16 protein-coding genes are annotated in these 17,367 nt (G+C 58.7%); 8 read left to right on the forward strand and 8 right to left on the reverse strand.

Features of this window, described 5'->3' with window-relative positions:
• Positions 1 to 42 precede the first annotated feature (42 nt).
• Genes I6N98_RS06280 through I6N98_RS06290 form a run of 3 tightly spaced genes read left to right on the forward strand, consistent with a single transcriptional unit; the run spans position 43 to position 3,155 of the window.
• Entirely contained in the window at positions 43 to 825 is a 783-nt protein-coding gene (locus I6N98_RS06280; RefSeq protein ID WP_198570937.1) for an SDR family NAD(P)-dependent oxidoreductase, read from the forward strand.
• Positions 826 to 835: 10 nt separating this feature from the next.
• Positions 836 to 1,849 carry a zinc-dependent alcohol dehydrogenase gene (locus I6N98_RS06285; RefSeq protein ID WP_198570938.1) on the forward strand — a complete coding sequence of 338 codons (1,014 nt, stop codon included), beginning with the start codon at positions 836 to 838 and terminating at the stop codon, positions 1,847 to 1,849.
• A gap of 1 nt (position 1,850) precedes the next feature.
• Positions 1,851 to 3,155 carry an alkyl sulfatase dimerization domain-containing protein gene (locus I6N98_RS06290; protein WP_198570939.1) on the forward strand — a complete coding sequence of 435 codons (1,305 nt, stop codon included), beginning with the start codon at positions 1,851 to 1,853 and terminating at the stop codon, positions 3,153 to 3,155.
• A gap of 6 nt (positions 3,156 to 3,161) precedes the next feature.
• On the opposite strand, the gene I6N98_RS06295 is transcribed toward I6N98_RS06290, so the two are convergent.
• Positions 3,162 to 4,538 carry an MFS transporter gene (locus I6N98_RS06295; protein ID WP_198570940.1) on the reverse strand — a complete coding sequence of 459 codons (1,377 nt, stop codon included), beginning with the start codon at positions 4,536 to 4,538 and terminating at the stop codon, positions 3,162 to 3,164.
• A 293-nt stretch (positions 4,539 to 4,831) separates the two neighbouring features.
• Between I6N98_RS06295 and I6N98_RS06300 the strand changes: the two genes are divergently transcribed.
• From I6N98_RS06300 to I6N98_RS06315, 4 genes are all read left to right on the forward strand, one after another.
• Positions 4,832 to 6,085, forward strand: coding sequence for an acetyl-CoA C-acetyltransferase (locus tag I6N98_RS06300; RefSeq protein ID WP_198570941.1), 1,254 nt, complete (start codon positions 4,832 to 4,834; stop codon positions 6,083 to 6,085).
• A 27-nt stretch (positions 6,086 to 6,112) separates the two neighbouring features.
• The gene (locus tag I6N98_RS06305; RefSeq protein ID WP_198570942.1) at positions 6,113 to 6,802 is read left to right on the forward strand and encodes a TetR/AcrR family transcriptional regulator; all 690 of its coding nucleotides are present in this window, start codon (positions 6,113 to 6,115) and stop codon (positions 6,800 to 6,802) included.
• Between the two features lie 24 nt (positions 6,803 to 6,826).
• Positions 6,827 to 7,567, forward strand: a complete 741-nt coding sequence (locus I6N98_RS06310; protein ID WP_198570943.1) for a 2-oxo acid dehydrogenase subunit E2 — start codon at positions 6,827 to 6,829, stop codon at positions 7,565 to 7,567.
• 248 nt (positions 7,568 to 7,815) lie between these two features.
• Positions 7,816 to 8,100, forward strand: a complete 285-nt coding sequence (locus I6N98_RS06315; protein WP_198570944.1) for a hypothetical protein — start codon at positions 7,816 to 7,818, stop codon at positions 8,098 to 8,100.
• 9 nt (positions 8,101 to 8,109) lie between these two features.
• On the opposite strand, the gene I6N98_RS06320 is transcribed toward I6N98_RS06315, so the two are convergent.
• The 4 genes from I6N98_RS06320 to I6N98_RS06335 form a co-directional block, all read right to left on the reverse strand.
• Positions 8,110 to 9,024, reverse strand: coding sequence for an SDR family NAD(P)-dependent oxidoreductase (locus I6N98_RS06320; RefSeq protein ID WP_198570945.1), 915 nt, complete (start codon positions 9,022 to 9,024; stop codon positions 8,110 to 8,112).
• Positions 9,025 to 9,135: 111 nt separating this feature from the next.
• Positions 9,136 to 10,629, reverse strand: coding sequence for a class I adenylate-forming enzyme family protein (locus I6N98_RS06325; RefSeq protein ID WP_198570946.1), 1,494 nt, complete (start codon positions 10,627 to 10,629; stop codon positions 9,136 to 9,138).
• A gap of 27 nt (positions 10,630 to 10,656) precedes the next feature.
• Positions 10,657 to 10,947 (reverse strand): hypothetical protein, encoded by a 291-nt coding sequence (locus tag I6N98_RS06330; RefSeq protein ID WP_198570947.1) that lies wholly within the window; start codon positions 10,945 to 10,947, stop codon positions 10,657 to 10,659.
• Between the two features lie 61 nt (positions 10,948 to 11,008).
• A complete protein-coding gene (locus I6N98_RS06335) occupies positions 11,009 to 12,238 on the reverse strand; it encodes a CaiB/BaiF CoA transferase family protein (protein ID WP_198570948.1) in 1,230 nt (409 codons plus the stop codon).
• A gap of 161 nt (positions 12,239 to 12,399) precedes the next feature.
• Here I6N98_RS06335 and I6N98_RS06340 point away from each other — a divergent pair, with 161 nt between their 5' ends.
• Entirely contained in the window at positions 12,400 to 13,179 is a 780-nt protein-coding gene (locus I6N98_RS06340) for an SDR family NAD(P)-dependent oxidoreductase (protein WP_198570949.1), read from the forward strand.
• Here I6N98_RS06340 and I6N98_RS06345 read toward each other — a convergent pair.
• From I6N98_RS06345 to I6N98_RS06355, 3 genes are read right to left on the reverse strand one after another with little or no spacing between them, the layout of a single operon-like run.
• The gene (locus I6N98_RS06345; RefSeq protein ID WP_198570950.1) at positions 13,176 to 14,156 is read right to left on the reverse strand and encodes an SGNH/GDSL hydrolase family protein; all 981 of its coding nucleotides are present in this window, start codon (positions 14,154 to 14,156) and stop codon (positions 13,176 to 13,178) included. The two genes, I6N98_RS06340 and I6N98_RS06345, sit on opposite strands and share 4 nt — an antisense overlap.
• A gap of 20 nt (positions 14,157 to 14,176) precedes the next feature.
• Positions 14,177 to 16,552, reverse strand: a complete 2,376-nt coding sequence (locus tag I6N98_RS06350) for a TonB-dependent receptor (protein ID WP_198570951.1) — start codon at positions 16,550 to 16,552, stop codon at positions 14,177 to 14,179.
• A gap of 54 nt (positions 16,553 to 16,606) precedes the next feature.
• Complete coding sequence (locus I6N98_RS06355; protein WP_232787485.1) at positions 16,607 to 17,341, reverse strand: sulfite exporter TauE/SafE family protein; 735 nt, start codon at positions 17,339 to 17,341, stop codon at positions 16,607 to 16,609.
• Positions 17,342 to 17,367: the final 26 nt, after the last annotated feature.

Consider the following 17,367-nt stretch of genomic DNA (forward strand, 5'->3'; position numbering starts at 1 on the left):
GCAACTCTATCGATCCAATAGCAATAACACGCGGAGAAAGCTATGAGCGCATTATTTGACCTCTCTGGAAAGGTCGCACTGGTGACCGGTGGCAACGGCGGCCTGGGGCTGGGCTTTGCCCGGGGTATCGCCAAACAGGGCGGTGCGGTGGAAATTTGGGGCCGCTCTGAAGAGAAAAATGCCAAGGCCAAGGCAGAGCTGGAGGAATACGGCGTAAAGGTCACGGCCAGGCAGGTGGATGTCTCCTCTGAGGAGCAGGTCGTGGCCGGGTTTAAGGCACTGATCAGTGATCACGGTCGCCTAGATGCGGTGTTTGCCAACTCCGGTGTTCCCGCACCCACTCGCTCTCTGTTGGAGACCACGTCCGAGCAGTGGCACAGCCTGCTGGACATCAATATGCACGGCGCGTTTTATACCCTGCGGGAGGGCGCTCGACTGATGGTAGAGCGGGCGGAAAACGGCGAGCCCGGCGGCTCACTGGTATTCTGCGGCAGCTTATCGATGTTTCAGGGTATTCCCGGCAAGGCGCAATATGCCGCGGCCAAGGCCGGCATCGGTGCCGCCATTCGTTGTATGGCGGTGGAGTTTGGCAGGCACGGCATTCGTGCCAACTCCATTGCGCCCGGCTATATCAAAACTGAGATGACCGGCAGCGACGCGGAGTGGTCGGATATCGACAAGTTCTTTGCCTCCCGCACGCCGGTGCCCCGGCCCGGCTATACCTCAGACTTTGAAGGGATTGCCGCTTACCTGGCCAGCGATGCCTCATCGTTCCATACCGGCGACACTCTGGTTATCGATGGCGCCGCGCTGATTACGCTGTGAGGAGGGGACCATGCGGATACTGAATATTCACGATATAGACGACGTCCGTCTCGATACCTATACCCCTGCCGAGCCCGGCGACAACGATGTGGTGATTGGCGTTAAAGCCTGTGGCATCTGCGGCAGTGACCTCAGCTATATCAAAATTGGCGGCATCATGCGTCAGCCCGGCGGAGTGACCCCCATTGGCCACGAGGCGGCGGGGGAGGTCCTCCACGTTGGCAAGGCGGTAGAGGATGTCCGGGTTGGTCAGCGGGTGGTGGTGAACCCCATGCAGACACCCAGCTATATCGGCAGTGGTGGCCCTGAAGGCGCCTTTACCGAGCAGTTGCTGGTTCGCGATGCCCGTCTCGGTGCCAGCCTGCTGCCGATCCCCGATGATCTGCCCTACGACATTGCCGCGCTGACTGAGCCGCTGGCGGTGGCCCTGCACGGTGTTAACCGCGCCCAGGCCAAAGCCGGTGACAATGTGGTGGTGTTTGGCTGCGGCCCGATCGGTTTGGGGATGGTGATGTGGCTGGTGGATCGCGGCGCCAACGTGGTGGCCCTGGATCTGTCACCCCAGCGCCGGGAGCGCGCCTTGCAGGTGGGTGCCCAGGCGGCATTTGACCCCACCCAGGTCGATCTCAAAGCCGAGCTGATCAAACTGCACGGCAGCACCCGGGTGTTTAGTCGCGAGGCAGTGGGGACCGACGCGTTTATCGACGCCGCCGGCGCGCCCAATATCCTTAACGATGTCATCGCCATGGCCAAGTATCAGTCGCGAATGGTGGTGACCGCCGCCTACATGAAGCCGGTTGAAATCAACCTCGGTGCCATGCTGACTACAGAAATGTCCATTACTACCGCGGTGGGTTACCCGGATGAGATGCCGGAGGTGATCGCCGCTATGCCCCGTTTGCGGGACACCCTGCAAGGCATGATCAGCCATCACTTTCCCCTGGATGAGGTGATTCACGCGCTGGAGGTGGCGGCCAGCCCCGAGTCTGCCAAGGTGATGATCAATATCGACGGGGAGTCGTAAAATGGGTGACGCTAAAAAGCCGCAGTTGGCCAGCCTGGTTCAGGCCGGTGCCCAACAGACCGAGGCCGAGCCGATCACTGAGCGGATCTTTATGGCCAAGGATATATCCAATGCCTACCTGGTTAAGACCGATGGTGGCGACGTGTTGGTCAACGCCGGCTTTATGGGCAGTGCCCAAAGTATAAAGACACTGTTTGAGCCCCATCGCAGCGGCCCTCTGCAGGCGATTTTTTTGACCCAGGCCCATGCCGACCACTTTGGCGGTGTGCCGGTGCTCAAGGAGTCTGATACTAAAATTGTGGCGCAACGAGGCTTTGTCGACACCGCGCAGTTTTTCCACCGCTTGATGCCCTACCTGGGGCGCCGTTCCGGCAAATTGTGGGGGGGCACGATTCAGGGCCGCCGCGACCCGGTGCCGGAGGTCGCACCGGACATCGCCGTGGACGATCATCTCGCCCTGGAATTTGGTGGCACACGCTTTGACGTGATTGCCACGCCGGGGGGCGAGTCTCCGGATGCCGTGGCGGTATGGATGCCCGCCGAGAAAACCCTGTTTACCGGCAATCTGTTTGGCCCGGTCTTTATGTCGGTGCCCAATCTCAATACGGTGCGGGGCGACAAGCCCCGCTCTGTGGAGCGCTTTTTGTCGTCGTTGAATCGGGTGCGAACCTTGGGAGCCGAGTTGCTGATTACCGGTCACGGTGAGCCCATTCGCGGCGGCGACCACATTCAGGCGCAGCTGGATAAGCTCTACGATGCGGTGGCCTATATTCGCGACGAGACCATTGCCGGCATGAATGCGGGCAAAGACCTCTACCAGCTGATGGCGGAGGTCACATTGCCGGCGCACCTGTCGCTGCTGCAGGCCCATGGCAAAGTGAGCTGGGCGGTGAGGTCCATTTGGCACGAGTATTCCGGGTGGTTTCTCTACGACAGCACGGCGTCGCTGTATCCCGTGCCGCCCAGCGCGGTCTACCAGGATATTGCCGACCTGGCCGGTGGTGCGGATGCGCTGGCAACCCGGGCCCAGGGCCATGTTGAGGCGCGTCGAGCGGTGCAGGCGATTCAGCTTTTGGACATCGCCCTCACGGCGGCGCCGGCCCATCGCCACAGCCTGGATGTAAAGCGCCAGGCACTGCAGCAATTGCTGGACGCTGCGGCAGCAGCTGATAACCTCAGTGAGATTATGTGGCTGCGCTCGGAATTAAAGGCAGTGGACGATACTCTCAATCCAAGTGGCTATTCTTACAAAAAGCCCTACAACAAGCCCGACAACAATTCCGGTAACAAGCCCGGCAACGACTGACGCAATCTACTGCGTCTTGGCTTCCAGATCTCGCACGGCACTGCTCATTGCCTTGCAGCCGGTGGCCAGCACCAGCGCCCCCAGTGGACAGCACGCGGCGATCACTGTAGCCATGCCGGCACCAATTGAGCCCTCACCAAAGACCAGATCGGAGACAGCGGCGATTAACAGTGGACCTGAGCCCATACCAATCAGCCCTGCCGTGCCGGCAAAAAAAGCGATACCGGTGCCGCGCAGCTCATTGGGCGTGGCCAGATTCAGGGAGGCGCTGTAACAGGCGGGCAGGGCGGCCATCAGAGCCAAAAAGATGCCCAGCAAGCCCAGAAAAATCCAGGGTGAGGTGGCCATCATGGCGGCGATACCCACCGGTGTGGCCACGACCATACAGCCGGCAAACCAGCGGAACTGGCCATCCCGGTAGCCGCGGCGATACATGCGATCCACCATAAAGCCACACAGCATTTTGCCGCTGATGGCGGAGACCACCACCACCGAGCCCAACCACAGGCCAATTTCGCCGGGGCTCCAGCCAAAGGTCCGGGCCATATGGGCGGGGTACCAAATGGCGCTGCCGCTCATCACCATGGAACCCAGGGCAAAGCCCACGTAGTGGTGGGCAAAGAAGCGTTTCTGCGTGCCGATAAAAGCCAGCAGTTTGCGATAGCTATTGAGTACGCCCCGCCATGGGCTGTCGGTGTTGAGCCCGTCCCGCACATTGCGGCGTACCGGCTCGGGAAAGCTAAATACAATAAAAGCCAGCAACATGCCGGGTATACCGATCACAAAGAATACCGCCTGCCAGGAGCGAATCTCACCGATGATAGGGAGCATGTAGCTGGGCGTCTGTGCCACCAGATCGACAATCATGCCGCCAAAGAAATAGGCGGTGCCGGAGCCAATAGTGGCGCCAATAGTAAACACCGCCATGGCGGTGGTCAGGCGATCCTTGGGAAACAAATCGGTGAGGATGGAGGTGGCGGAAGGGTTGAGGCCGGCCTCACCCGCGCCTACACCCACCCGGGCAAACAGCAGCTGCCAGTAGTGCACGGCGGCGCCACAGGCCGCGGTGGCGGCGGACCAGATGGCGACACTGCCAAAGATAATCCAGCGTCGGCTGTAGCGATCGGCCAGCGCGCCGGCGGCCAGGCCAAACAGAGAGTAAGTGATCGCGAAGGCCATCCCGTGGAGCAGGCTGAACTGAAAATCAGTGATGTTCATGTCCCGCTTGATGGGTTCTACCAGCAGCGAAATGATGAAGCGATCCAGAATCGACAGCCAGTACAAAAAAGCCATGGCGATGGTCGCATACCAGGCCACCATCGGTTTGGGGTAGGGCTGACTGGCTGCGCTGCCGGCAACGCCGGCGCTGGCGGATTCTTGCATCTTTGATGACCCTGTTATTAGAACTATTCGTTGTCTGGGGTAGTGGTCGGCACGGACCGACCGCTATCGACGCCTCGCCGGGCGACGCCTCGCCGGGCTATTATGGATTGCTGTTTGCAACTAAACAACACTGTCGAATAATATCTCTGTAGGCGTTATACTACAAAAAAAATGACTGAGGATCGCGGCCGATCCCCGGTGAGATAAATAACGACTGCACCGTATGGCTGGTTAGAGCCGGGCAAATAGGCCCCGGACGGACGCTGAGGTGTAATAGAGATAAGGAGCCAACCATGTCTGAAGCTTATATCCTGGATGCCGTGCGTACACCTCGCGGTATTGGTAAACCCGGGAAGGGCGCCCTCACCCACATGCATCCCCAACACCTGGCGGCCGCCGTGCTCAAAGCTCTGCAGGAGCGCAACAACATCGATGCTGCGGATATTGATGACGTGATCTGGGGCACCAGCGCCCAGAAGGGCAAACAGGGCGGGGACCTGGCGCGAATGGCTGCCTTGGATGCGGATTTTCCCATCCAGGTCAGTGGCGTCACCATGGATCGCTTCTGTGGCAGCGGTCTGACCGCCGTTGGCATGGCCGCCGGCCAGCTCAAGGCCGGCTTTGAAGACCTGTTGATTGCCGGTGGCACCGAAATGATGTCGCTGATTACCACCATCAGCCAGCAGGAGCGGGAGGCGGGCCTAAAACCGCTAATGATGGGCACCGGTAACGAGCGCCTGCACGAAAAGCACCCCCAGTCCAACCAAGGGGTATGCGCCGATGCCATTGCCTCCCTGGAAGGCATTACCCGGGAAGATGTTGATGCCCTGGCTCTGGAAAGCCAGCGCCGGGCCGCCAACGCCATTGAAAAGGGCTACTTCGACCGCGCCCTGGTGCCGGTCTACGACGCCAGTGGCAAGCTGGTGCTGGATAAGGACGAGTATCCTCGCCCCAACACCACCGCCGCCGACCTGGCCGCGCTGGAGCCCAGCTTTGGCAAGCTGGCGGATTTCCCTATTAACGCCGCTGGCGAGACCTTTCGCTCGCTGATCAATCGCCGCTACCCGGATCTCAAGATCGAACACATTCACCACGCCGGCAATTCCTCCGGTGTGGTGGACGGCGCCGCCGGCCTGTTGATGGCCTCACCGGCCTATGCCGACAAACACGGGCTTAAGCCCCGGGCCAAGGTGATCGCCAGTGCCAATATTGGCGACGACCCAACCCTAATGCTCAACGCCCCGGTCCCCGCCGCAAAGAAAGTGCTCGCCAAAGCGGGCCTGTCCATTGACGACATTGACCTGTGGGAAGTGAACGAGGCCTTTGCGGTGGTGGTGGAGAAGTTTATCCGCGACCTCAATATCGACCGGGACAAAATCAATGTTAACGGTGGCGCCATCGCACTGGGCCACCCCATTGGTGCCACGGGTGCTGTTTTGATCGGCACCGTATTGGATGAACTCGAGCGCCGGGATTTGCGGCGCGGCCTGATCACCATGTGCGCTGCCGGCGGCATGGCTCCGGCCATTATTATCGAGCGGGTGTAGCCCCAGCCGTATCACAGGAGAATAGCTTTGGAAGCAGCCACCAATAAGCGGCGTGCCACCAGGACCACCCGCGACCCACAGAAAACCCGTGAAGCTATTATGGAAGTGGCTGGCAAGTTGTTGGCTAAAGACGGCCCGGAAGGGCTGAGCGTGTCCCAGGTCGCACAGCTGGTGGGGGTAAACCGTGGCACTGCCTACCATCACTTTCCCACCCGGGAGCAATTGCTGGACGAGACCAAGGCCTGGGTCAGCGACAAGCTGCGTCAGCAGGTTTTTGGCGACGCTACCGGCGACAACGAGCTGGAAGAGCGGCGGGAGCCACGGCAGATAATCGAGCGGCTAGCCAATTTTGCCATGGACAATCCCGAGTTTGGCCGGGTGTGGCTCTATGAAGTGCTGCGCACCGGCCAGCCAGCTGACGACCCTTTTTGGCGTATCTACAAACAGCACATCGATAAATTTGTGGGGTCGGATTATTCCCAACCGGGGATCGATGCCGACGTCCACGCCATTACATTATTGGTCACCGTGTTTATGTGGCCGGTGTGGGCCCGCAATATGGTGAACAGTGCCGCAGGCCGCAAGCGCATGGCCCAGCGTTTTACCGACGAAATGCTGCGTATGAGTTTGTACGGCAGTCTTAACAAAGACAAGTTTCCCGATTTGGACAAACTTAAGGACTTGCAAGGCGACGCCAGCGATCCCCAGCCTGAATAACATAAAGTACGAGTAGGTAGTGCAATGAGCAATAAAACCCAGCAGAGCATGCCCTGGCCTGAAGAGGATTTTTCCCGCTACGGCGAGGTAGAAGAAAAGAAACTGGGCAATGTCCAGCAGTATGTGGGCAAGGTCATGCATCGCAACTGGACCTCGATTCCCCATGTCACCCACAACGATGACGCTGACATTACCGACTTTGAACAGCGTCGCAAGGCTTACAACGCCGCAAACCCGGATAAGAAAAAGACCCTGTTGCCGGTATTGATGAAGGCCTCAGTGGCGATGCTGAAGGAATTTCCCCAGTTCAATGTGTCCCTCAGCGCTGACGGCGCGACTATGTTTCAGAAGCACTACTACCATATTGGCTTTGCGGTGGATGTACCGGGCGGCCTGTTGGTACCGGTGGTGAAAGACTGCGACAAGAAAAGCGTTGACGACATCGCCGAGGAAATTGTCGCCCTATCAGAGAAGGCGCGGGGCAAAGGCCTGCCTATGAACGATATGTCCGGCGGCTGCTTTACCCTGTCGTCTCTGGGGCATATCGGCGGCACCAGCTTCTCCCCGATTATTAATGCGCCGGAAGTGGCCATTATGGGGATTACCCGGGCTGCCAGCCGGTTTGTGCCGGATGCCGAGGGCAAGCCAGTGCTGCGCCAGTTTCTGCCGCTGTCACTGAGTTACGACCACCGGGTGATTAACGGCGCCGATGCGGCGCGCTTTACCCGGGCGATGGCGGATTGGCTGCAAGCCTACACTTTCTAAGTGCGCTGCCGCTGGAGCGGCGCGCCTTTACGATTGCCCCGATGTGATTCGTCCGTAGGCGGGGCGCCCCGAAAACCGGCCAAGCGCGCCGGTTTTTTTGTGCGCGGTCTATTTCGGGAGTGCGGAGCAGGGCTACCGATTTGCATTGTGGCTTGGGGGCTCATTATTATTGCGGTGTTGTCGACCTAGGGCGCTCAAAGGTGGGGAGCTGGTGGACAACAGATATCAGGCAACACGGGACTACCGTATTGAAAAAACTAGCGCGGCACGTTGTGCAGCTGAGCATTGCGTGGCTTCTTATCGCTATGGGCGTCGTGTTTTTACTGTCGCCAATCCCTGTGGGTAACTTTTTTTTCGCTGCGGGCCTGTCGGTATTGATCTATACCAGTGATAGGGTCGCGTCCAGGATTTGCGCCTTTCGTGAGCGCCATCGGGGACTAAACCGGCAGCTGCACTGGGTAGAAGAGAAGCTGGGTGACCGGGTGAAGTTTGTCAGTGCGGCGATGGCGAAAACCCGCCCAGTGCCCGAGTAGTTACCAGCCTTAGGCCGGCACCGCTTCCTTCTCGCCCTCAGAATCAAGGTAGCTGACACCCGTCATCTGCTCTGAAACTTCCCACAGTTTTCTTCCCAGCTCGGGGTCCTTTGCTGCGGGGTTTAATTTGGCCGGTGCGGGTTTGCCGCCAATTTCCAGGAAGCCTCCCGGTCCGTAGTAGTCGCCTCCCTTAACATCGTCAGACAGGGCTGCCAGGAGAGTGGCTCTGGCGGCATCGTCTGGGGTGGGGATAAGGGGTTCGACCTTGGACTGTATCCACAGTGACAGCTTGGATTTTTCTTTGTAACTATCGTTTTTCTTGGTGATCTCGGTGGCGGCAAAACCGGGGTGGGCGCCCAGTACCAGTATATTGCTGCCCTGCAAGCGGCGGTTCAGTTCGCAGGTAAAGGTCATGAGTGCAATTTTGCTGCGGGCATAACTCTTCATGGGCTTGTAGGTATCCCGCTCCCAGTTCATATCGTCCAGGGCGAGCTTGCCAAAGCGGTGAGCCAGGCTGCCGACATTGACGATCCGGCACTGCTCGTCTTTGTTGAAGTAGGGCAGCAGGCGGCCGATCAAGGCAAAGTTACCCAGGTAGTTGGTGGCCATCTGCATCTCGTGACCAGCCGCATTGCGGGCCAGAGGGACGTCGGTGATGCCGGCATTGTTAATTAGCAACTCCAGTTGGCCGACTTGTTCGGCAAACAGCTTGGCAAAATTCTCCACCGAGCCCAGGTCGGACAGATCCAGGGGCAGCACCTGCAAATTGGCATTGGGGTGTGCTTGCAGCAAGGCCGTGCGCGCCGCTGCGGCTTTGGCCTCGTTGCGACAGGCCATAATGACCCGGTAGCCTTCGCGGATCAGACCGGTGGTAATGGCGTAGCCCAGCCCGGCATTGGCGCCGGTAACAACAGCGGTTTTCATGACGTTTGCTATCCCCAATCTGCTTGTTATTTTGCGTTGCTTGTATCAGATGAAAAAAGCCGCGACGGGGCCGCGGCAAGTACACACTCTGATGGACAGGAGTGCTTGTGATCAGGCCTCGGCCAGGTGTTTGCGTACCTCGCGGCGAAGCAATTTACCCATTTCGTTGTAGGGCAGTTCGTCCAGAAAAATGATCTTCTCCGGCACCCGGGAAGAGCGCAGCCGCTCTTTCACCAAGGCTTTTAATTCCGCTTCACCGGGTTGTGCCTGCCCGGGGTGAAGCGCAATGGCGACACCGACCGCTTCACCCCATTCCACCGAGGGAATGCCCACGGCGGCAGAGTCGGCAATGGCCGGGTGGGTGGCCAGTACGTCTTCGATTTCGCCGGGGGAGATGTTCTCGCCACCGCGGACAATGACGTCATCGGCGCGACCGGAGAGAAACAGATAGCCCTCGTCGTCGAGATAGCCTGCGTCCCGGGTCGGGAACCAGCCGTCGGCGTCCAGTGCTGATTTCTCTCGGTATTCGCCGGAAACCTGTTCGCCCCGCACGTAAATTTCTCCGGCTTCGCCAGCGGCTAATACCTTGCCGTCTTCGTCGCGGATTTCCAGCTCGATGGTGGGCAGCGGTTTGCCCACACTGCCCAGGCGCGCCCGGACTTTGGGGTCGTCTGAGTTAAAGGCCTGGCGGTGATCGTCGGGCCCCAACAATGCGATGGTGGAGCTGGTTTCCGTTAAACCGTAGGCGTTGGTGAAGTTGGTGTCGGGCAGCAAGCCCAACACTTTCTCGATCAGCTCGGGGGGCATCCGGCCGCCGCCGTAGGCGATAGCGCGCAAGTTGGAGAGCTGGGCAGCGGCGCCTTCGCCCATCTGGTCAATAATGCGGGCCAGCATGGTGGGCACTAAAAAGGCGTTGGTCACTTTCTCCTCAGCGGCCAGGCTAAGCCAGGCTTCTGGCTCAAAAGCTGGCAGCATTACGATGCGGCGCATCGCGTAAAAATTGCTGAGCAGGGTGGAGATGCCGGCAATATGATAGGGTGGCACGCAGACCAACTGGGCATCGTCTTCGTCGGCGGACATAAATTCCACCGTACCGAGAATGTAGCCCATCAAGTTGGCGTGACGCAGTAGAGCCGCCTTGGGGGTGCCGGTGGTGCCGCTGGTAAATATCTGCGCGGCGATGCCTTCGCCCTCGCGTTCTTCACCCGAGGCGGTTTCTCCAGCCGCCAGCGCCGCTTCTACAAAGGCCTTGCGGGTATTGCAATGATGGCCCTGGCTGAGGCGCTCCGTGCGCTCAACGTCGCCAATCACGTAGGCGGGCTTGATGCGGTCTAGCAGCTTGCCCAGGTCGGCATCGGCGAGGCGGTAATTCAAGGGAACGTAGGGAATACCGGCCAGAGCGGCACCAAACAAGGCGATTGGGGCGGCCTCGCTGCTCTCGTCGAGGAGTGCCGCGTGCTGGCAGCCATTGTTAACGAACAGTTCGGCGGCGCCTTTGGCCGCCGTAAACAGTTCGCCGTAGGACCAGCGTTTGCCGTCGCAGACCAGACCGATACGGTCTGGCATGGTGTCGGCCGCCATTTGCAGGATCAGGGCAATATTCATAGTGGGCGTTGTGTTGTTATGTTGTGGTTAGTCGGAAGAGGGCAGTGGCTTGGCGTCTTTGGTGGTGAGCGCCGCGCCACCAATGGCCAGTGATCCGGCGCCGGCTTTCACGCACAGCAGCTCTACGGTGCCGTCGGCATCCACATAGCGCTTGCCCACCAGAGTGCCATCGGCAAAGTTGGGGTCGACGCTGCCTTTGTCGTCTGGCGCAGTTTCCACCATGGGTTGACCGCCGCATTCCACGACCTGGTCTTTACCCTTGATCACCATGACTTCGGTGTCGCAAACCGCACTTTTTAATTTGGTTCCTGGTTTCATTGTTGTGGCTCTCTTATTCGTCGCTCGTTATTAGGTTTTGGGTACGCGTTGATCCCAGAGGCTAGGCAATCGCACCTTTTTCTTTGAGTTGTTCAATGCGGTCCCACTCGATGCCGGCTTCCATCAGCACCAGCTCGGTGTGTTCGGAGGCCAATGGCGCCCGAGACGTCTGGGTGGCCTCGTGGTTAAATTGCACTGGACCGCGAACCAGCTTGATCGGCTCGCCGCCGTCTGCTGCTTCAACCTCAAACAGCATATCATTGGCCAGCGCCTGCTCGTCAGTGGCGATATCCAACAGGCTTTGCACTGGCGCCCACTGGCCGCTGTAGGTCTTCAGATGCTCGCGCCAGTATTTAAAATCTTTGCTGGCGAAGGCGTCGACAATAATGGCGCTGGCGGCTTCCCAGTTTTTCATCAGGTTCTCTGGTGTGGAGAAGCGCTCATCCTCGGCGCACTCGGGGTGGCCGATGTGCTCAAAGAAGCTCTTGATATGAGGCCCGGGAGTGAGAGTACACATGTTGATCACGCCGCCGTCTGAGGCGTAGTAGTTGCCCATCAGCGGGTTGCCGGGGTTGGCGCCGGACTGGGGCATGCGATTGCCCATGACTTTGCCGGTTTCGATACCCATATCAATGGAGGTGCCCGATGCCCACCACGCGGTGCTAAGCAGAGACACATCCACTTCGGAGGCCTCACCGGTGCGCTCGCGATGAAACAGCGCGGCAGCGATACCGCCGGCGATATTCATGCCGCCAATAGAGTCCCCAAAAGCGGGGATACCCTGGGAAATCGGACCGCCCAATTCTTTGGGTGACATGGCGTCGGCAATGCCGCTGCGGTTCCAGAATGCAGTGCCGTCAAAGCCGCCGACATCCCGCTCCGGGCCCTTGTCGCCAAAAGCACTGCCCCGGGCGTAAATGATATTGGGGTTTACCTTGCGGATATCTTCGATATCAAAGCCCATTTTCTGACGCTGCCGGGGCAGGTAATTGGTGAGGAAGACATCAGCGGTTTTGGCCAGCTCGTAGATCACTTCCATGCCTTCGGGGGTGGAAATATCCACACCGACGCTGCGCTTGCCGCGATTGGGGTGTTCCACAAAAGGGCTGCGGTTGGGGTTGGTGTCGACGCCGCCCATTTTGACGAAGCCGCGCTGAGTATCGCCCCGCACCGGATGTTCGATCTTGATGACGTCTGCACCCCAGTCGGCGAGGATGGCGCCGGCCGCGGGGACGAAGGTGAATTGAGCTACCTCGAGGACGCGCACGCCCTTCATGACCTGAGTCGCCATTGTCTCTGCACTCCTATCATTATCAGTTTTGGTTGATGATACTACTCAACAATGTTGTTGTATAGCGTCCTGTCGCTGTGATATAAAATCAAGCACTTTTAAGCCGCGTTATGCGGCATTTTTAACAGCAATAAAAAGCGTCAAACGCTTCGGGAGCCTCTATGAAACTGGATAACACCATTGCCGCGGTGGTCACTGGCGGCGCGTCGGGTCTTGGCTATGCCACTGTGCAGGCCTTGCGGGCCCAGGACGTCAAGGTCGCCATTTTTGATTTGAATGAGGACACCGGCGAGCAGGCCGCCAGCGAGACCGGGTCTATTTTCTGCCAGTGTGATGTGTTGTCCGACGACAGTGTCGATGCGGCCTTTGCCAAAGCCCGGGCGGAGAACGGTCAGGAGCGTATCCTGGTGTGCTGCGCCGGCGGTGGTAATGCCATTCCCACCGCCCGTCGCGATAAAAAAACCGGCGAGATCAAAACCTTCCCCACCGATCAGTTTGAGTGGGTCCTTAAACTTAACACCGTGGGAACCTTTCGCTGTATCACCCGCGCCGCGGCCGGGATGATGGAGCTTGAGCCCATCGATGGCGAGCGCGGGGTGATGGTAAATACCGCCTCTGCCGCGGCCACCGAAGGGCAGATGGGACAGGCGGCTTACTCGGCGGCCAAAGCGGGGATTGTCGGCATGACCCTGACCATCGCCCGGGACCTGTCCCGGGAGGGCATTCGCGTGAACACCATTCAACCGGGCATTTTTGATACCCCGGCGATGGCTCGTGCGCCTCAGGAAATGAAAGACGCACTGGGTAAAATGGTGCCCTTCCCGCCGCGCCTGGGTGTGGCTGAAGAGTACGCCAGCATGGCGATGGAGTTGGTGCGCAATGGCTATATGAACGGCACCACTGTTCGTTTGGACGGTGCCATTCGGATGCAGCCGCGCTAATCGGCTGAGCTTTGTAGATGCGCCGCCAGGCGCTCGGCAATGCGGGTGTAGCCCCATTCATTGGGGTGCAACCCGTCTGCTGAAAAGCAGGCCCAATCCTCGGGCCCCAGTAGCTCTAAACCGTCGATCAGGATCGTTTCTTCGACCTCACTAGCAGCCTTCTTAAAGGTGTCACGCAACGACTCACTGAATGCTCGGAAGCGTGGGTCATAGTGCTCCCTGAGTGAATAGATCGGCGTGATACAAACACGTTTTGCATCGGGCTGTGTTTGGCAGGCCTGCTGCAGCATATCCCGGTAGACGCTGGCGTCCTGCCTGCCAAAAGATTTGCCCAAATCAAAAATCAGGGTGTGCGCGGCGACCTTGAGTATTTCGTTGACGACCTCCGGCTCGGCCTTGCCGGCACCGTAAAAGCCAAAATTAAGGGTGCTGACCCCCAGCTGCCGGGACAGAACTGAAGGGTAGTTGACGCTAGACAGAGCTGAGCCGGCACCCTGCACAATCGAGGAGCCGTAAAATACCCAGGGCAGGCCGGGCTTTTCGGAGGCGGCTCTCAAGACGCTGTGGGGGGCGATTCCGAGTTGTTCAACGCCGACTTGCTGATTTCCCGGCAGGTAAATCTCCAGCAGACGGTCTTCAGCCGACAAGCCTGTAAACACCGCTATATCAGCGATGCCGGGCTCCAGTGGCAGCGTTCTCCACAGCATGCCATCGACCATCACATCAATGCCGGCGCCCCGTGAGGGTGAGTTCACCGTGAGCTTAAGGTGCAAGGCCGGCGTGTCGCTGTAAAACCGCAGCGCGACCCCGGCAGGGAAGCGGGCCTGATTCGCCACGGCTTCAGGGACCGCAGTGAGCTGCTGCTCCGTCAGGCGGCACCAGTTTGATTGTGGCAATGTCGACGTCAATGCCTGGGTAAGCCCAGAGACGTTGACGTTATCGTTTGGCAGGGAGTGCCAGGTCAGTTCTGGACTCATCGCGCTATCCATCTCATCGGCTACCAGTTGTAACTCAGCGAAGCATACACACTTCGACCGGGGTTTTGGCTGGGGTTATAGGTGCCCGGGAACAGCGCGGTGTCGATCACCTGATTGAGAGTGCGTTTGTCAGTCAGGTTTTTACCGCCCACTGCGACTGACCAGCCCTGCATGGCATTGCGTAGGGAAATATTGGCACCGTAGGTGGTGGTGGCCGGAATCCGCGAGTTGGGGTCCAGGTCGGTGTCGGTGAAGTGTTCACCGCGATGGCGAAGGGTAAGGCTGGCGCTGATATCGTAGTCGCCAATGCGATAGTCCAGCCGGGGCATCAGCGTAGCCGTTAGCTTGGGTGCAAAGGCCAAGGGTTCGCCACCGAGATCCTGCATGGCACCAATACCCTCGGCAATGGGGGCCGGGGCATCGTCGTAGTCTTTGTAGCGGGCACGCAAGTAGCCCAGCGAGGCGTCGATAGTCAGGGGTGCGTAAGGGGTGAGCCACTGCAGGTCTGACTCCAGGCCCTCGGAATAGGCCGCCGCGGCATTGGTGACATCGAACAGCAGTCCGTTAAAGGCCAATACCTGAAGGTCGTCGAAATCCATGCGGTAGAGGGTGGCGTTGAATTTCAGGGTGTCTTCGAGCCACTGGCTGCGTAGCCCCAACTCGATCGAGCGGGCCTCCTCCGGCTCGTATTCCAGTTGCTCACCGGTGAAGGAAATTGCATTCACCCCGCCGCTTTTGAAGCCCATGGTGGCCGAGGCATAGATATTGATGCTCTCGCTGAGATAGTAGGTGACCGACAGCTTGGGCGACAGCTTGCGTTCGGTGCGCTCTATGGTGCCCGGTGCGTAGTCGTTGGCACCGATCAGAGTTGGCGTCAGGCAGGGCAGAACGCCTTTATTGGTGCATTCGGACGTGCCGGTGGGCGTTGAGCGTTTGGTCTCTTCGTTGTAGCGCAGGCCGGGGGTAATCAACCAACTGTCATTGATGTTCCAGGAGAACTGACCAAACAGCGCGGTGGCTTCGGTGTCCTGAAAGTAGTCAAAGCGATAGTAATCTGTTTCGTTGATCAGGTCGGTCAATTGCGGAAGGAGGTCCGCCAATGTGCCGCCCAATGGGTTCCCCGGCACCTGGGATTGGCCGCTGAGCATCTGTTGAGCGTCTTTGGTTAAGGCGTAGGAGGCTATGTCGTTGCCGATGATGACATCGGCCAGCAGCCTGAAGTCCGATTGGAAGTAATAAACACCGCTGATAAATTCAACGTCGCCGCCGAGCCCAAACAGGCTGCTGGCCCGGCCATTGATACGCCATTCCAGGCTGACTTGCCGGTAGTCGTCAACCTGGTCGAGGTTGAGCAGGTCGGCAGGGGACACGTCCAGGTCTTGATTTTGTTCCACATCCAGCCAGGATACTGCCGCGATCACCGTACTATCCAGAGAGTTCAAGCCGGCAACCGGACCGAAGGCATATTGGGTATTGAGACTGACAGTATCTGCCCGTTGATAAAGGCTACCTGGGTGATTGAAACTGGTCTGGAAGTTATAGGGGTTATCTTCAATCTCGGGATCGAAGTTCACCAGGTAGTCCCGGGTGTCGGTATCCAGGTTCATCAGCTGGCGCGGCCAAAAATTGACGTTCATCACTGATTGATCAGCCGCCAGCACTGCTGAGAGTTTATCGTTGGGTTGCCACTCCAGTTTCAAGCGAAAGGCCTGCTGGTCGCGATCATCCTCTTTCCGCTTCAGCAAGGTGTTGTTCAGTCGCCCGTCCCGCTGCCAATCCAGCACCGACAGTCTGACACCGAGTGCCGGGCTAATGCGAAAGCCGACACCGGCCTCAATGCGCTGCTCGCCAAAGCGTTCGTTGTTGTAGCGCAGTTGTCCCTCGCTGCCCGATTCTCTGGGAGCGCTGCGGCTGGCGACATTAAACACGCCGGCGATGGTGTTTTTGCCGAACAGTGTGCCCTGTGGCCCCCGCAAGACCTCCACCCGATCGAGGTCATACATGGAGGTGGAGAAATAACTGGGGCGCCCGAAGAAAACCTCGTCTACCACCAGCCCCACCGCTGGCTCAAAGCTGGGATTGAAGCTGTTGGTCCCAAAGCCACGAATAAACACCTGGGGCGATGATGGGCTGGTGAACTCCACCCGGACATTGGGGACATAGGCCGACACCGCAACCAGATCCCCTATGCTGTTTTCCTGCATAAAGTCGCCGCCTAAGGCGCTGATTGAAATGGGCACATCCTGCAGTGACTGCTGGGTCTTTTGGGCCGTGACCACCACCTCCTCGAGGGTTCGAGTTTGCGGCTGTGCCTGAGCGTTATGGCTTGCCAATAGTGTCAGCGATAGCGTCGCCAATGAGAAAATGCTCGTTATCGATCTTGTAGAGTCAGTCATACACTCGTCCCCAGGGTAATAGGCCCGTCGGCCACGCTTAGTGGCATCGTTATTTTATTTTGCGGCGCTGACGATCAGCAGCGTTCCCGTTATCAGCAACATGGCGTAAACCAGTTGCCTAAAGCGATTTTCCTGCACCCGGTGGTGCAGATATTCACCCAATACCAGACCGGCAATCAGCACTGGCATCAGCCAGGCCACCTTGTCCAGTGACGGCAGCAGACTGCCATCCACCGCAAAGGCCAGCAGTAGCAGGGTGTTTAGTACCAGCCATACGGCTGTCAGCGTGGCCCGAAAGGCCGATTTTTCCATTGCTACCCCCGCCAGTGCGTAGACTAGCAGCGGCCCTCCCGAGGCAAACAACCCGTGGGTGATACCGGCAACAAACATCCAGCTTTGGGTCCACCACTTGAGGTGTGGCAGTGCCGCTATCGCCCTGGCACTGCGCCACAGTTCGCGGCCGGCAAACCAGATCACCAGTACGCCCAGGACCAGCTGCAGGCCTCTGTCTCCCAGCCAGGGCTGTAATCCGTATCCCAGTGCGGTGCCACTGACCATCAATGGCAAAATGACTTTCAGCAATGTCGGCCAGTGAATATGGTGCCGATGCTTGACGGTGATATAGCCATTCATCACCACATTTAGCGGCACCAATACCGGCAGCATAGTGGCTATTGGCAGCATCAATGCCCCCATCGACAGCGCGATAATCACACTGCCGAAGCCGGTGATGGCGGCAATGCCATAACCGACGAAGATGCTCAGCCCCAGCCAAATCCACGGATCCACCTTAGCGTCCAGTACCGGTTGAGATA

It is taken from the genome of Spongiibacter nanhainus, from assembly GCF_016132545.1.
Lineage (GTDB): Bacteria > Pseudomonadota > Gammaproteobacteria > Pseudomonadales > Spongiibacteraceae > Spongiibacter > Spongiibacter nanhainus.

Excerpts from the sequence above, each read along its gene's own strand:
- I6N98_RS06280 (WP_198570937.1), top strand. The coding sequence starts at position 43 with ATGAGCGCATTATTTGACCTCTCTGGAAAGGTCGCACTGGTGACCGGT.
- I6N98_RS06285 (WP_198570938.1), top strand. The coding sequence starts at position 836 with ATGCGGATACTGAATATTCACGATATAGACGACGTCCGTCTCGATACC.
- I6N98_RS06290 (WP_198570939.1), top strand. The coding sequence starts at position 1,851 with ATGGGTGACGCTAAAAAGCCGCAGTTGGCCAGCCTGGTTCAGGCCGGT.
- I6N98_RS06295 (WP_198570940.1), bottom strand. The coding sequence starts at position 4,538 with ATGCAAGAATCCGCCAGCGCCGGCGTTGCCGGCAGCGCAGCCAGTCAG.
- I6N98_RS06300 (WP_198570941.1), top strand. The coding sequence starts at position 4,832 with ATGTCTGAAGCTTATATCCTGGATGCCGTGCGTACACCTCGCGGTATT.
- I6N98_RS06310 (WP_198570943.1), top strand. The coding sequence starts at position 6,827 with ATGAGCAATAAAACCCAGCAGAGCATGCCCTGGCCTGAAGAGGATTTT.
- I6N98_RS06320 (WP_198570945.1), bottom strand. The coding sequence starts at position 9,024 with ATGAAAACCGCTGTTGTTACCGGCGCCAATGCCGGGCTGGGCTACGCC.
- I6N98_RS06325 (WP_198570946.1), bottom strand. The coding sequence starts at position 10,629 with ATGAATATTGCCCTGATCCTGCAAATGGCGGCCGACACCATGCCAGAC.
- I6N98_RS06330 (WP_198570947.1), bottom strand. The coding sequence starts at position 10,947 with ATGAAACCAGGAACCAAATTAAAAAGTGCGGTTTGCGACACCGAAGTC.
- I6N98_RS06335 (WP_198570948.1), bottom strand. The coding sequence starts at position 12,238 with ATGGCGACTCAGGTCATGAAGGGCGTGCGCGTCCTCGAGGTAGCTCAA.
- I6N98_RS06340 (WP_198570949.1), top strand. The coding sequence starts at position 12,400 with ATGAAACTGGATAACACCATTGCCGCGGTGGTCACTGGCGGCGCGTCG.
- I6N98_RS06345 (WP_198570950.1), bottom strand. The coding sequence starts at position 14,156 with ATGAGTCCAGAACTGACCTGGCACTCCCTGCCAAACGATAACGTCAAC.
- I6N98_RS06350 (WP_198570951.1), bottom strand. The coding sequence starts at position 16,552 with ATGACTGACTCTACAAGATCGATAACGAGCATTTTCTCATTGGCGACG.